12 protein-coding genes are annotated in these 15,017 nt (G+C 41.6%); 1 reads left to right on the forward strand and 11 read right to left on the reverse strand.

What is annotated here, in order from left to right; genetic code table 11:
- Positions 1-28: 28 nt before the first annotated feature.
- The 9 genes from metK to HXT36_RS02235 all read right to left on the reverse strand — a co-directional run bounded on the left by metK (position 29) and on the right by HXT36_RS02235 (position 10,477).
- Positions 29-1,255 (reverse strand): methionine adenosyltransferase, encoded by a 1,227-nt coding sequence (gene metK / locus HXT36_RS02195; protein ID WP_004133072.1) that lies wholly within the window; start codon positions 1,253-1,255, stop codon positions 29-31.
- Between the two features lie 155 nt (positions 1,256-1,410).
- Positions 1,411-1,695 (reverse strand): DNA-directed RNA polymerase subunit omega, encoded by a 285-nt coding sequence (gene rpoZ, locus HXT36_RS02200; RefSeq protein ID WP_004130985.1) that lies wholly within the window; start codon positions 1,693-1,695, stop codon positions 1,411-1,413.
- A 137-nt stretch (positions 1,696-1,832) separates the two neighbouring features.
- On the reverse strand, positions 1,833-2,447 hold the full coding sequence (gmk, locus tag HXT36_RS02205; RefSeq protein WP_016635440.1) for a guanylate kinase: 615 nt from the start codon (positions 2,445-2,447) through the stop codon (positions 1,833-1,835).
- Between the two features lie 22 nt (positions 2,448-2,469).
- Entirely contained in the window at positions 2,470-3,369 is a 900-nt protein-coding gene (gene pyrF, locus HXT36_RS02210; RefSeq protein WP_004130989.1) for an orotidine-5'-phosphate decarboxylase, read from the reverse strand.
- 3 nt (positions 3,370-3,372) lie between these two features.
- On the reverse strand, positions 3,373-6,768 hold the full coding sequence (gene carB / locus HXT36_RS02215) for a carbamoyl-phosphate synthase large subunit (RefSeq protein WP_415702485.1): 3,396 nt from the start codon (positions 6,766-6,768) through the stop codon (positions 3,373-3,375).
- Positions 6,769-6,797: 29 nt separating this feature from the next.
- On the reverse strand, positions 6,798-8,012 hold the full coding sequence (gene carA, locus HXT36_RS02220; protein WP_421779136.1) for a glutamine-hydrolyzing carbamoyl-phosphate synthase small subunit: 1,215 nt from the start codon (positions 8,010-8,012) through the stop codon (positions 6,798-6,800).
- 318 nt (positions 8,013-8,330) lie between these two features.
- Positions 8,331-8,801, reverse strand: coding sequence for a transcription antitermination factor NusB (gene nusB / locus HXT36_RS02225; protein WP_004133060.1), 471 nt, complete (start codon positions 8,799-8,801; stop codon positions 8,331-8,333).
- A 26-nt stretch (positions 8,802-8,827) separates the two neighbouring features.
- On the reverse strand, positions 8,828-9,391 hold the full coding sequence (gene efp / locus HXT36_RS02230) for an elongation factor P (RefSeq protein WP_004130995.1): 564 nt from the start codon (positions 9,389-9,391) through the stop codon (positions 8,828-8,830).
- Positions 9,392-9,517: 126 nt separating this feature from the next.
- Positions 9,518-10,477, reverse strand: coding sequence for a hypothetical protein (locus HXT36_RS02235; protein WP_421779137.1), 960 nt, complete (start codon positions 10,475-10,477; stop codon positions 9,518-9,520).
- Positions 10,478-10,673: 196 nt separating this feature from the next.
- On the opposite strand from HXT36_RS02235, the gene HXT36_RS02240 reads away from it, so the two are divergent.
- Positions 10,674-13,139 (forward strand): BspA family leucine-rich repeat surface protein, encoded by a 2,466-nt coding sequence (locus HXT36_RS02240; protein WP_421779138.1) that lies wholly within the window; start codon positions 10,674-10,676, stop codon positions 13,137-13,139.
- 97 nt (positions 13,140-13,236) lie between these two features.
- On the opposite strand, the gene pyrE is transcribed toward HXT36_RS02240, so the two are convergent.
- Positions 13,237-13,929 (reverse strand): orotate phosphoribosyltransferase, encoded by a 693-nt coding sequence (pyrE, locus tag HXT36_RS02245; RefSeq protein WP_016635433.1) that lies wholly within the window; start codon positions 13,927-13,929, stop codon positions 13,237-13,239.
- A gap of 69 nt (positions 13,930-13,998) precedes the next feature.
- Positions 13,999-14,994 (reverse strand): dihydroorotate dehydrogenase, encoded by a 996-nt coding sequence (locus HXT36_RS02250; RefSeq protein WP_421779139.1) that lies wholly within the window; start codon positions 14,992-14,994, stop codon positions 13,999-14,001.
- Positions 14,995-15,017 lie beyond the last annotated feature (23 nt).

The raw sequence follows: 15,017 nt of genomic DNA on the forward strand, positions 1-15,017 counted from the left end.
TTATAAAACTTCAAATCATTTTTTCAAATCATTTTTTTAATGATTTTACCTCATTTTTAATCTGTTCAACACGATTCAACTTTTCCCAAGGAAACTCAACATCACTTCTGCCAAAATGACCATAAGCAGAAGTCTTAGAGTAAATTGGTCTAAGCAAATCAAGCTCGTCAATAATCGCAGCTGGTCGCAAATCAAAGACTTTGCGAACTATTGCAGAAATATCCGAACGCGTAATTCCGTTGGCTTCTGTTCCAAAAGTTTCTACATTTACGCTAACAGGCTCCGCAATACCAATCGCGTACGCGACTTGCACTTCTACTTTATGAGCCAAACCTGCAGCAACAAGATTCTTAGCAACCCAGCGCGCAGCGTACGCTGCAGAACGATCTACCTTACTAGGGTCTTTTCCAGAAAAAGCTCCGCCACCATGATGAGCGGCTCCACCATAAGTGTCTACAATAATCTTTCTGCCAGTCAATCCAGAATCTGCAGCAGGACCGCCTAAAACAAACGACCCTGTAGGATTTACAAGCATTCTATAATCGCTATAATCAACGCGATTTTCTAAGACTTTACTAAGAACAGGTTCTACAACGTTTTTAACAAGCTGTTCTCTAAGCCAATCAACGCTTACATTAGGGCTATGTTGAGTGGAAATCAAAACAGTATCTAAGCGAATAGGCTCTAACTTTTCGTTATACTCGATTGTTACTTGCGTTTTTCCATCTGGTCTAAGATTTGGCACAATTCCAGATTTTCTAACGTAAGATAAGCGTTGAGCCAGACGATGAGCAAGATAGATTGGAAGAGGCATATAAGTGTCTGTTTCGTCGCTAGCGTAGCCAAACATAACGCCCTGGTCGCCTGCTCCTTGACTCTTATAACGCTCTTCTTTAGACGCAAGATTTTCGGATTCTAAATCTAATCTAGAAACACCTTGATTTATCTCCGCGCTTTGCTCAGTTAGTGAAACCATTACGCCACAAGAATCAGCGTCTAAACCAACAGAAGAACTGTTGTATCCAACTTCGCGCACTACTTTTCTTACGATTCCAGGAATATCTGTGTAAACTTCTCCCCTAACTTCGCCAAAAACAACAAATTGGCCTACGCAAGCGCAAACTTCAACAGCAACATGCGCATGGGGATCTTGACGAAGCATATCGTCTAAAATTGCATCCGCAATCTGATCACAAAGCTTATCTGGATGACCTTCTGTAACAGATTCTGCAGAAATAAGTTTAGACTCTTTCATAATTCCCCTTTATAACTTTGTAACTTTATAAATCAAGCTAACTTTATAAATAAAGCTAATTCTCTAAATTGCGCATTAAAACAATCGCAGCCGCATACCCACACGCAATTGTAAGCGCAAGGATAATACGGCTGCAATTAAACGAAAAAGAAAACTTAGTTTCCTTCGTTCACATCATCTTCACCAAGATTCTCCACCAGCAAACCCTTATTAATCTCGCGGAATGCAATAGAAAGAGGCTTTTCTTGGTTCTTATACTCAACAAGAGGACCGACGTTTTGCAACAATCCCTCGTTAAGCTGTGTGAAATAAGAATTAATCTGCCGTGCTCGTTTTGCGGCAAACAAGGCAAGCGCATACTTGGAATCCGCATGTTGCATTAAATCATCAATAGGCGGATTTGCAAGTCCCGTAGGTGTTGGCTTAGTGCCCAATGCCATAATGTTCTCCATATTCTATGGTGCCACAATAGTTTCCAAATAATCAATTGTAAGCTATTGCAAGGATATTCAAAACACTAATCAAAATTAAACTAAAGTGATTGGAACTAATCTAAACTAATCATGATTAATCTAAACTAATCTAAATCGTATTCTTTAGCGATTATATTCCAAAGCTCGTCCGCAGCGCGATTAGCATCGTCATTAACAATCACAAAATCAAACTCACTAGACGCGGCAATTTCCACTTTTGCTGTTTGCAAACGCTTAGCTTGCTGCTCAGGAGTTTCTGTGCCTCTACCAATAAGCCTACGCTTAAGCTCTTCAAAACTAGGAGGAGCAATAAACACGTACACAACTTCCAAACCGAGTCTAGAAGCCTCTTGCTTTACTCTTCTAGCTCCTTGAAGATCAATCTCTAGAAGCGTTGGAACGTTTTGAGCAAGATGATCCAAAACTGGTTTAAGAAGAGTACCATAGTGAGCCATACCGTGAACAAGAGCAGTCTCTAAAAATTCGCCGTTCTTTTGCCTTCTAGCAAACTCTTCTTCGTCAATAAACCAATAATGAATGCCATTAAACTCGTCGTAGCGAGGCTTTCTGGTAGTCGCAGAAACAGAAAGCCAAATATTAGGGTGTTTTTCGCGCAATACCCCCTCAACAGTGCCCTTACCAGCAGCAGTAGGACCAGTAAGAACAATCAATCGCCTTTTAATGGATTGCGTACTTTGTGTATTGTCTAAACTAACCATATTTGACTCTCTTAAATCATTTTTATGAATCCATTAAAGCTTGACGAATATCCCAAGCTATTCGTTCAGTTGCATTAGATAATGCACCAATATCTGGACCGTGCGAAGCAATAGACCTAGAAACAGTTACTAAAACGTTTCCGTGAGTTCCAGCAAAAACCGTTTTCAAATCGTTAGCTTCCGCACCCTGCCAGCCGTATCCTGGAGAAAGAATCGGACCAGTAAAACTCGTTAAATCGATTCCACCGCCATTCATCCAATCTCCAATAGTGGCTCCAACAATCAAACCAACAGAGCCCATGCCCTTTGTATTGTTGTTAAAAGTTTGAGCAGTTTGAGCAATGCCATGAGCAACAGTTGTACCGCGGTAAGAACCAGTCTGGCGAATAGCAGTTTGCAAGCTAGCGCCTTCGCGATTAGACGTTAACGAAGCAATAAACACGCCCCTGCCATTATTAAGAGCCTCATTAATCAACCCACCCATTGATCTGGCCCCGTAATACGGAAGAAGCGTAATTGCATCTGTAAGAAGAGGAGCATCTGGCTTAAAATAAGCGTCTGCAAGAGCGGAGATTGTTGTAGACAAACCACCATGACCACAATCAACAATAGTGATTACATCCATTTGCCTTGCAGCGTACAGCACTCGTTCGAGCGCAGCGAACCCCTTAGACCCGTAGCGCTCGAACATGCTTGATTGGAATTTTACGGCGGCAGCTCTGCCGTTCATGGCTTGAAGCATACGCATGGAGAACAATTCTGCTCCTTGAGCATCCATATTGTATCCCCAATTAAGCAGCATCTTGCGGTGCGGATCTATTCCAACGCATAATGGCCCATATTTTGCCATAGCGTTTTTTAGACGCAATCCAAAATCGGATCTTTGCGCGCGCAATTCCTGCTCTCGTATACTTTCGGTCATGTATTAAGCCCGACTTTCTTCGTTTTCTGCCTTCTCGATTGCAAACAGTTGCTTTGCATGCTCCTGAATGCTCATCACTTGGTAATCGTTGTTCTTAACGGCTTCTATAGCCATAAGAACTGGTGCAAACTCCGTAATTGTAGTGAATTGCGGAAGGTCTGCTGCAACAGCAGCTGCACGAATAGCATAACCATCCGTACGCGACCCTCTTGAATTCGGCGTGTTCAACACCATATCAATCTTACCATTTTCAATCAGCTCAACCACGTTTTTGCCGATTCTTTCGCGCGAAGGCACGTCATTTCGCACATCCTTCGCCGTGTCGCCTTGGCTTGAGAGCTTGTCAACAATAACGGAATCAATGCCGTAGCGTCTAAGAACAGATGCCGTACCTTCTGTAGCCCAAATCGTAAATCCAAGTTCTACTAAGCGCACTGCAAGAAGAGGCAATTGGCGTTTATCTGCATCGCTTACAGACACAAACACGTTGCCACTTGTAGGCAAACCGCCCTTGTATGCTGCAAGCTGACTCTTAGCAAAAGCATGTGGGAAGTCGCGGTCAAAGCCCATAACTTCTCCAGTAGAGCGCATTTCTGGACCAAGCAAAATATCAACTGTTCTACCAACAGGCGTGCGGAAACGCTTAAAAGGCAAGACGGAAGCCTTAATAGCAACCTGCTGGCCTGGGTGAATATCTCCGCCATCTCCCTTTGGAAGAAGAAGACCACGCTTTCGCTGCTGTTCGATTGTCTCTCCAGACATAATTCGAGCAGCAGCTTTAGCAAGAGCAACACCCGTAGCTTTAGAAGCAAACGGAACAGTTCTAGACGCTCTAGGATTTGCCTCAATTACGTACAAAGTGTTTGCCATAAAAGCGTATTGAACGTTAATAAGACCACGAACCGAGCATCCGCGAGCAATCGAAAGCGTGCCCTCGCGAAGGCGGCGAATTTGATCGTCGGAAAGCGTGCTTGGAGGAAGAGTGCAAGCAGCATCGCCAGAGTGCACACCAGCCTCTTCAACATGCTCCATAATTCCGCCAATATAAAGCTCATTGCCGTCGTAAAGTGCGTCAACGTCAATCTCAATAGCGTCTTGCAAGAACTTATCAATCAAAAGCGGCGAAGGCAAGCGACCAGAAACAACAGTATCTGCTCTAGCTTCTTGCAAAGCGCGATCCACGTATTTTGCAAGCTGAGCATCGTCGTACACGATTTCCATACCACGACCGCCAAGCACGTAGCTTGGTCGTACAAGAACAGGATAACCGATTGCGTGAGCAGCATCTTTAGCTTCTTCAAGGCTTAAAGCAGTGCCGTAGCGCGGAGCATTCATGCCTTCTTGGCGAAGAACCTCTCCGAAAAGCTCTCGATTTTCCGCCAAATCAATGGCCTCAGGCGTAGTACCCAAAATTGGAACTCCTGCAGCTTTAAGACGAGCCGCGAGTGAAAGCGGAGTTTGGCCGCCAAGTTGCACAATCACGCCTTTAACTGGGCCAAGCTTCTTTTCTGCTTGATAAATCTCAAGCACATCTTCGAAAGTAAGCGGCTCAAAGTATAGGCGATCCGACATATCGTAGTCTGTAGAAACTGTTTCAGGATTGCAATTGACCATGATTGTGTCGTAATCCTTACCCAGCTCTTGCACAGCATGAACGCAAGTGTAGTCAAACTCAATACCCTGGCCGATTCTATTCGGACCAGATCCAAGAATGATCACGGCTTCGCGATTGCGCGGCTTAAGCTCGCTTTCTTGAGCGTAGCAAGAATAGTAGTAAGGCGTTACAGCATCGAACTCGGCAGCGCAAGTGTCAACCGTTTTGTAAACAGGATGCAATCCATACGCCCAGCGAAGCTCTCGAACCATGTTTTCGCCTTCGTCTCCAAGATTACGCAAATGCGCAATTTGAACATCCGAAAGGCCTGCAAGCTTAGCGCTCTTTAACACTTTAGGCGTCAAGTTTTCTGCTTCACGAACCTCTAAAGCTGTTTTATTGATTAACGAAAGCTGCTCAACAAACCATGGGTCGATTTTTGTTGCGTCAAAAATCTGCTCTGGAGTTGCTCCGCCCCAAAGCGCGCGCTGAATTTGCAAGTAGCGGTGCTCTGTTGGTGTGTGCATTTCTTCAAGAAGTCTAGCAACTTCTTCTTTGCTCGGGCGCTCGCCGTCCCAGTTAAAGCATGCGTGGCGCTTATCGATTGAGCGCATTGCTTTGCCTAGGGACTCCTGGAAGTTTCCAGCCAAAGCCATTGCTTCGCCAACCGACTTCATAGAAGTTGTAAGCGTAGTGTCTGCTCCAGGGAACTTTTCGAAAGCAAAACGTGGAATCTTAGTTACAACATAGTCAATCGTTGGCTCAAAGCTTGCAGGAGTCGAACGAGTAATATCGTTTTGGATTTCGTCCAAAGTGTAGCCGAGCGCAAGTTTTGTAGCGATTTTTGCGATTGGGAATCCTGTTGCTTTAGATGCGAGCGCCGAAGAGCGCGAAACTCTAGGATTCATTTCGATTACGATTATGCGGCCAGTCTTAGGGTTGATTGCGAATTGAATATTGCATCCACCTGTATCAACTCCAACGCCTCGAATAATCGCAATACCAATATCGCGCATCTTTTGATACTCGCGATCTGTTAGCGTAAAGCATGGAGCAACTGTAATCGAGTCACCAGTATGCACGCCTACAGGGTCAACGTTTTCGATTGGGCACACAACAACAACGTTGTCTTTAGAATCTCGCATAAGCTCCAGCTCAAATTCCTTCCAGCCTTCAATGCCTTCTTCAATAAGCACTTCGTCTGTTGGAGAATAGTGGATGCCAGCTCCTGCAATGCGGTGTAATTCTTCTTGATTGTGAGCAATTCCAGAGCCTAAGCCGCCCATTGTAAAGCTTGGGCGTACCACTACTGGGTATCCAAGCGTTTCAACAATCTTGTCTACTTCTTCGATTGAGTGAGCAATAAAGGACTTTGCGCTTTCCGCTCCAGCTTTTTCTACGACTTTCTTAAAAAGCTCACGATCTTCACCGCGATCGATTGCTTCCAAAGATGCGCCAATAAGCTCCACATTGTACTTTTTTAGAATTCCTGCACGCCCCAAGTCCATTGCAGCATTAAGCGCAGTTTGTCCGCCTAGCGTTGGAAGAAGCGCGTCTGGCTTCTCTTTAGCAATAATGCGCTCCAAAATCGCCGTGTCTATTGGCTCAATGTATGTTGCGTCTGCAAGCTCTGGATCCGTCATAATCGTAGCAGGATTAGAGTTTACAAGGATTACGCGGATTCCTTCTTCGTGAAGCACTCGGCAAGCTTGCGTTCCCGAATAGTCGAATTCTGCAGCCTGACCAATTACGATTGGGCCAGAACCAATCACCATTACAGACTTAATATCATCGCGTTTTGGCATTATAAATTCCTTTTATCTCTTTATACCTACTATTTTTCGCTCTTATTCTTGTGATTTTGCATAAGTTCTACAAAGCGATCAAACAAGTATGATGCGTCGTGAGGTCCTGCGGCTGCTTCTGGGTGATATTGCACAGAAAAAGCTGGAATATCAAGGCATTGCAAGCCTTCTACAACATTGTCGTTAAGGTCTACATGAGACACTATTACGCGACCAAAATGGCCATTTTCGTAAGGAGACTGAACAGTCTTGCCAATAGGAGCATCTACAGCAAATCCGTGATTATGCGCCGTAACTTCTACTTTTCCAGTAGTCACGTCTTTTACAGGCTGATTTATGCCACGATGACCAAACTTAAGCTTGTATGTTCCAAAGCCGAGCGCGCGACCAAGCAATTGATTTCCAAAGCATATTCCAAAGAATGGGTAGCCAGCATATAACACGTTACGCAATAATTCCACTTCGCGATTTGCTTGAGCAGGGTCTCCAGGGCCATTCGAGAAGAACACGCCATCTGCGTTAAGCGCTTGAAGCGACTCAAAGCTTATTGAGGAGCTTACAACGTGCACACGGCATCCACGCTGCGCCAAACGGTGAGGAGTCATGGCTTTTATTCCAAAGTCAACAGCTACAACAGTGTAAAGAGGCTCTTTGCCTTCATAATCCCCGCAAGGCTCAATCGTATAAGCTTCTTGTGTGCTAACTTCGTCTGTTAGTCGCAAGCCTTGCATTTGAGGAGTTTCTTTAATCTCATTTACAAAAGATGAGACTGTGCGAATTGCTCCAGTAGTTTTATCTATAAGAGCATCATTAGAAAAAATGCCAGCACGCATAACGCCAACTGAGCGTAAATGTCGTACCAGCATTCTTGTATCAATACCACTGATTCCTACAATACCTTGTTTTTCTAAATCATCTTCCAAGGAACCAGTGGCTCTCCAATTGCTAACATTTGGACTTGGAGCTTTTACCACATATCCTGCAACCCATATTTTTGACGACTCTGGGTCTTCGCCGTTTATTCCCGTGTTTCCTATGTGTGGGAACGTTTGAACAACTATTTGTTGATCATAACTTGGATCAGTAAGTGTTTCTTGGTAACCAGTCATTCCTGTAGAGAACACGATTTCAGCGCGTGTAGAACCTTTTGCGCCAAATGGTTTACCAACGTAAACTTGCCCGTCTTCCAATACTAATACTGCATCATCAGTGCCGAATCCGGCGAAGGTGTCGTTATAGTCCACCTTAACCCCCTTATGGCTTTAGGTTATTCGTGGCAAGTCTACTCATATTGGCGGACGGCGACGCGCCGATGCGCTCCGACCTGCTTTCGCACTCAAAGCGTAGCATGCGAAAGCAATTCGGAGCGCCGAGCTTGCTCAAGGTTGAAAGCATGGGGTGCTTTCAACGCAAGCGAGGTCTGCCTTCGTCTCGATTGACGAAGGCAGTGCAGATTCGCGTGAAACATTTCGCAAGATTTCGACTTTTCCTTTACACGCAAGTAAAGAAACTGTCAAAATACACGATATTTGTAGCCAAATAGGAAAGCAATTACAGAAAATTTATTCAGCAGCTTCCGCAGAAGCATCTTCACCAGATTCACCAGATTCACCATTAAACTTAGCCAAGCAAGCGTCTTTGTCGGAAACAATTGCGCTTAAAAGACCATGAATAAAGGTGATTGCTTCATCGTCACTATATGTTTTAGAAAGAGCAATTGCCTCATCAATCGCAACTTTATCTGGCACTTCGTCGTTTAGAAGAATCTCCCAAACAGCAATGCGCAAAATATTGCGATCAATAACCGCCATTCTTCCAACTTTCCAGCCTGTTGAATAGCGATTTAAGGTTTTATCAATCCTATTTCTGCGCTCTCCTACTCCGCGAATAATATCAACAGCATAATCTGGAAGAGGAGTTTGCGCGCCTGGCTCTTTCAAACGTTCGTCGAGTAAAGAAAGAATATTCTGACTTTTCTCGTCTGCCTCATAAAGAGTGTTCAATGCCCTCTTTCGAGCAGTGGAGCGTGCCATATTAGCGTCCTTTTTATAAGTTTTTACTAGTTTTCGCGACCAAGGTAAGAGCCGTCACGAGTATCGACCTTAACCTTTTCGCCTTCGCCAACAAAGAGTGGAACCTGAATTTCGGCACCAGTTTCAACTGTTGCAGGCTTAGTGCCAGCGTTAGAACGGTTGCCTTGCAAGCCTGGCTCAGTGTGAGTAATCGTCAAAATTACAGACGCTGGAAGCTCTACGCTCAAAGGAGTGCCATCATGGAAGCTAACAATGCAATCAGTTCCTTCAAGAAGATACTTGCTTTGATCTCCAACCAAATCCTTAGGAATGTACACCTGGTCGTAGGTTGTCATATCCATAAACACAAAGTTATCGCCGTCTTCGTAAGAGTATTGCAAAGTACGGTTATCAACGGTCTCGAACTCCATCTTCATGCCGGCGTTAAAAGTCTTATCGACAATCTTGCCCGAGAGCACGTTCTTAATGGTGGTACGAACGAAAGCAGGACCTTTGCCTGGCTTTACGTGCTGGAACTTAACAACAGTCCAAAGCTGACCTTCAAGGTTCAAAACCGATCCATTTTTAATATCATTGGTAGTCTGTGCCACGAGTTATCCGTTTCTTTCGCTAATAAAGCTGCAATGCGTGCAGCTAAGAAATAAACCTTGCTTATTATGCCACAAAGCGTCAACTAATTAAAATAACAACTAAAATAACAACCGCATTTAACGCAATTATTCGTTACTCTGATCGTTTTGTTCCGACGAGTCTGAGTTTTGACTACGACCCATTGGAATATAGCCACCTTGATCATCCTTAGGATGTGGAGCATCAAAAGGATACCCATTGCCATCTCTGCTTAAAAATCTATCGCTCACTTTTTTAATTCTATCTTCATACTGGCTTATAACAGCTTTTATTTTTTGATAAGCCTGCTTTAACTCTGTATAATTATTGCTGCTTTTAGCAAGAGCATTCCCTGCATCATTAATAGCATTTTCTAGGCTTTTAGAAGCATCAGCTAAAATAGGCAAATTTTTAGCTTTTTCGACAAGCTCTCTAGCTTTTTTAACAAGATTTAACAATTGATCACCAAAAGCAGTTCTGCTAGTTTTTAGTAAATTCTTTGCATGCGTTTTAACAGAATTAGCATCTTTGTGCAAAGAATCCAATTTGTCTGAAAGCTTATTTTCAACTGTTGTAGAATCGTAAGAATCCGCGCCAAGTGGGCATGATGGAATATCATCGTTTAAGTCATCATTAGCGTAGCTTAGAGAAGTTTCAAAATCATCTGCAGCGTCTTTAGCTGCATCAAAATCTTCATCAAAATCAGCAGCTTTTATACTAGATGCATCTTTAACATCTTGACTTGATACAATTTTTTTAAGCTCTTCTTTAGCATTGATTACTTTTTTGCGCAATTGAACGCAATTTTTAGAAGGCTCACTCGCTTTTAGACTAGGCTTAGAGTTATTAGCAAATACTACAAACCCTAATCCAACAACAACTCCGATTGATATAAGAGATGCACAAACAATAACAGCAATAGCTTTTTTATCGCTTAACAATGAGTTGTTTGAACCATCATTAGAAGAGCCAAAAATATTTTCTTGCTCATACTCATCTTGATTATTAAAGGAAGCGATATCATCCAAATCTTCTGATTCTTGGTACTTATTATTGCTGTTTTCCATATTATGAGATTAATACAATCTTTTGATATTTTTACTCACATATAAAAGCATCATTATAAAACACTAATTTATAATTATTTTTACAAAAAAAGAACATAAACTAACATATTATCTTTACTTTATTCATAAAGACTGATATATTTAACATGTTCTAACAAGAACGAACATACGCATGATTTAACAGAGAAGAGAAACCATGAGAAAAAATATATTCGCATCTTGCTTATCTTTAGTAATAATTTTCTCACTAATACCAACTCAAGCCATTGCTCGCGAAAAATTAAACACTGGGCTAACGCAGTATAACAAATCTGTTGCATCTAATCCAAAAAACAAAGAAAACGCACTAAACACTTGGCATGAAGCAAAATATAAGGGATTCTTTGACCCAACTCCTACTGGGCTAAAGTGGAAGTTTGACGAATCCACCAATACTCTTGAAATATCAAAAATTAGCAGGACAGATTTTGCATCTAACTCAATTGAAAAAATAATTTCATCTAATAAAAACAACCAAGATGGCGTAAATTTTGATACATCTAAAGTCAAAGTCATAAATATTGTTCAATCAGGCGATCAAACTGAAAATGCTGGAAAAATCCAACTAGGAAACGGTGCTAGCAAACTGTTTTCAAACTTTGCAAATCTAGAAACAATAAACAATTTGAATTTATTTGACACTTCTAATGTAGAAGATATGTCTGGAATGTTTTCTTCAACACCTAAGTTAAAAAACATTAATGGCACTAAAGACTGGGATACAAGCCGCGTAACAGATATGAGCAGCCTGTTTGAAGATAGCGGAATAAGCAGCATAAATCCAATATCTAACTGGGATGTTAGCCACGTTGACAACATGCAACTAATGTTTAGAAACACAAAAAATTTGCGCACAGTTCACGGATTAGACGAAAAGTGGAACACTAGCAACGTTACAGACATGACTAGCATGTTTGAAGGCGGCGCAATTGAATCTGCAGACGGCATTAGAAACTTTAAAACTCGCAATGTTCATCATATGAGCAACATGTTCTACCAAGCAAAGAATCTTTCAAACGTTAAGGGAATTACTTGGGACAACCACTACTGCGATGAAGCAACTGGAATGTTTGCAGAAAGCGGATTAACAACTACCGAAGGCCTAGAAGTGTTTACAAACGAAAATCTTTCTTCAATGGGAAGAATGTTTATGAACGCAAACAAGCTAGAAGATATTAAAGCGCTTGAAAATTGGGATATTAGCAATACTAACGACATTGGCAGAATGTTTACTGGAACAACCTCACTTAAAGAAGCTAATCTTGGAAAATGGAAAACTTCTTATGTTTCAAACATTATCGGCCTTTTTGAAAACAGTGGCGTTAAAAAGATAACTGGCTTAGAAAATTGGGATACAAAAAATATTTGGAATATGGGAAAAGCATTTTCAAATACTACTAATTTAACGCAAATACCAGGAATCGAAAAATGGAACACTTCTAGCGCAACAGATATGAACGATATGTTTGCAAACTCTTCTGTAACTTCGCTAGATATTTCTAAGTGGGATTTAACGCAGGCTCTTAATATTCAAACTGGTTCATTAAACCAAGGTGTTAAAAACATGTTTGGCGGCAGCAAAATCGATGATATTACTATTCCATCTGGAGTGGATCTTAAGCAAACAAATCTTTCGGCACTTAATGACATTTGGAAAGAAGCAAGCGCACAAGATGGAAATCTTCTTATTAAAGAAGGTGGATTCTCAAATAGTGCAAAAGATTTAATAGAAAATAACGCAAAACAAAGCAAAGAAAGCGGCTCTAGAAGATTCTTACGCGGATACTTTATGGCTACAATAAAACACGGCGATGCTAATATTAATTGCTTAGTTAATACGAATGGAAAACATAATTTTGTTGATGCAATTGTTAATTGTAAAGATTCAAATAATAAAATAACTGACTTCCGAAATCTAGGCATAGAAAAAGCAAACGCAACTTTATCTACGATTCTAGGCTTAAAAGACGAAGTGATTACAGATTGGAATAATGGGAACTCTGCTTTTAATACAGATTTAAGCAATCTTGATTTAAGTAAAGATTTTAATTTGACTGTTAAAACTAAAAGCATTCAAAAGGAAACTTCAAACGTTGTTGAGCCTAGTAGATCTGAATCTTCGGACCATGATTCTGATTCTGATTCTGATTACAGTTTGAACAAATTATTATTCATTCCTTTTAATAAAGATGATTACAATTATAGTAGTTATAATCAAACCAGTGTTGATGCGAAGACATATACTGCAGAACAACAAAAGGTTGTAGAACCTAAAACTGCAGAATCTGCTAAATCGCAACAAGAAAATCAAGATACTTCTTACAAAGCAGAAATCGCCAACAAAACTGCAACAAATAAGAATCAAACCGAACAAAGCAGCAACTCAATCAGCAATAACGCTGATTACAAAGATTTGCAAAGCAATGATTCTAAAGAAAACAACTCTAAAGATAATGATTCAAGTAAAAGCGTAAACAAAAAGAAGGACGCACTAACAAATAACAGCCATATTGCGAAATCAGCCTCTTCAACCAATAATACGCATGTATTGGCTATTGCTATATTAGTTGTATTTGTTGTTGCAATTGCTGGAATTGCAACATTTGTTTTAAAGAAAAACTAAAACATTTGCAATAGTTTTCCGCAAAATGTTGTACCACACACCGTGTTTTGCAACATTTTGCGGAAAACTTTAAGATCTTTTATTAAAACGCTATATATCAAGCGCCGTATTGAAGAAGATATTTAGCAGCGCTATCTGCCAACTGCTGATTCATTACGGGCTCCCCGTTTGAATTACTAATCCTCTTAGCTGCATCGAAGATTTCACGCACGTTTGCAATTGGAAGAACTGGGAATCCAAACTCTTGCTCTACTGCTTTTACTGCAGAAAGTTCACTATCTTTTGTGCGCTCCATTCTATCTACTGCCAAAATCAAGCCAACAACTTCCACATTTGCTTCTGCTTTAAGCTTTGGCAAGACTTCTCGAACTGCGGTTCCAGCAGTCATAACGTCGTCAACCAGCAGCACTTTCATGCCGTCTTTTAGCGGCTTTCCAACCATCATTCCGCCGTCGCCGTGGTCTTTTCTCTCTTTTCTATCAAAAGTAAAACCAACTGGCATATTGTAATTATTCGTTAACGCAATAGACGTAGAAACTGCCAGCGGAATGCCTTTATAAGCAGGACCAAAAACTGTGTCAATATTGCTAGAAAGAACACCATCTTTGATTGCTGCAACAATTCTTTGAGCGTAATAATCGCCAAGAGAAGCGATTTTCATACCGTCATCGAAAGCGCCAGCGTTAATAAAGTAAGGTGATTGGCGACCAGACTTAAGCGTAAAATCACCAAATTTAAGCGCGCCTGAATCAAGCAAAAACTTTGTAAAATCCTCGTGTAATTGTGCCATAATTAACTCTCCTTGTTCAATCTGTATTAAATAATCCGTCTTAAATAAATTGTTTTACTGTATTAAATTTCATCGCCAAGTTTTGCCTTCTTTAAGCAAAGACGCAAGCTTTGGGCGCGAATCAAGCAAATCGTCAAGCTCGCGCGCAATGCGAATCGGAGCAGTAGGATCAACAAGAGCCGCCGCCCCAACTTCTACAGCATTAGCGCCAGCATACAAGTATTCCAAAGCTTTCTCTCCAGAATCAATGCCACCAATGCCAATGATTGGAATATCTGGCATAGCTTGACGAACTCGCCACACGAAGCCAAGTCCAATCGGGAAGATTGCAGGACCAGAAACTCCACCCGTACGGTTTGCAATAATCGGCTCACCTGTGCGAATGTCAATTCTCAATCCAACTAAAGTATTAATCATGCTAAGAGCATCTGCGCCAGCATCAACAGCAGCTTTGCAAATCGAAACAATATCTGTAACATTTGGCGTCATTTTTACAATCATCGGCTTATCTGTCATTGCGCGAAGACGCTTAATTAAACGATGCAATGCAACTGGGTCTGTTCCAACGCTCATTCCACCATGAGTTACGTTTGGGCAGCTAACGTTAATCTCTAGCATGTCTGCTGCGGAATCCGCAAGCTTTTCAACAACTTGCGCATAATCGTCATCACTGTGGCCAGCAACGTTAGTAATCACAAGCGCTCCAAGCTTTTTTAACTTTGGAAGCTCGTCTACTAAATAGTGGTCAACTCCAGGATTTTGCAAACCAACAGCATTCACCATTCCAGAAGGCGATTCTGCAGTGCGCGGAGCAGGATTTCCTTGCCAAGGAACAGGTGAAACACCTTTTGTGCAAATTGCTCCAAGCTGGCTCACATCGTAAAAGTGCGCGCAAGCTGCAAGTTGAAATGTGCCAGACGCTGTTCCAACCATGTTTTTCCACTCAACGCCAGCAACTTTAGTTGAGTGCTTCCAAACGTGGCTTGTGTCAAATCCAAGAGTTGATGCATTGTTTTGCGCGCTATTTTGCGCATTTTCTAAAGCTTTATTCATTTCGTTACTCATATCTTTTTGTTCCCAGCCTTTAT

This window comes from Gardnerella sp. DNF01144, assembly GCF_049244245.1.
Classification (GTDB): Bacteria; Actinomycetota; Actinomycetes; order Actinomycetales; family Bifidobacteriaceae; genus Bifidobacterium; species Bifidobacterium piotii.

Bases quoted from the DNA above. Each gene is read 5' to 3' on its own strand.
- HXT36_RS02240 (WP_421779138.1), top strand. From the start codon at position 10,674: ATGAGAAAAAATATATTCGCATCTTGCTTATCTTTAGTAATAATTTTC.
- rpoZ (WP_004130985.1), bottom strand. From the start codon at position 1,695: ATGGCATTGGGCACTAAGCCAACACCTACGGGACTTGCAAATCCGCCT.
- HXT36_RS02235 (WP_421779137.1), bottom strand. From the start codon at position 10,477: ATGGAAAACAGCAATAATAAGTACCAAGAATCAGAAGATTTGGATGAT.
- pyrE (WP_016635433.1), bottom strand. From the start codon at position 13,929: ATGGCACAATTACACGAGGATTTTACAAAGTTTTTGCTTGATTCAGGC.
- pyrF (WP_004130989.1), bottom strand. From the start codon at position 3,369: ATGACCGAAAGTATACGAGAGCAGGAATTGCGCGCGCAAAGATCCGAT.
- nusB (WP_004133060.1), bottom strand. From the start codon at position 8,801: ATGGCACGCTCCACTGCTCGAAAGAGGGCATTGAACACTCTTTATGAG.
- gmk (WP_016635440.1), bottom strand. From the start codon at position 2,447: ATGGTTAGTTTAGACAATACACAAAGTACGCAATCCATTAAAAGGCGA.
- HXT36_RS02250 (WP_421779139.1), bottom strand. From the start codon at position 14,994: ATGAGTAACGAAATGAATAAAGCTTTAGAAAATGCGCAAAATAGCGCG.
- carB (WP_415702485.1), bottom strand. From the start codon at position 6,768: ATGCCAAAACGCGATGATATTAAGTCTGTAATGGTGATTGGTTCTGGC.
- metK (WP_004133072.1), bottom strand. From the start codon at position 1,255: ATGAAAGAGTCTAAACTTATTTCTGCAGAATCTGTTACAGAAGGTCAT.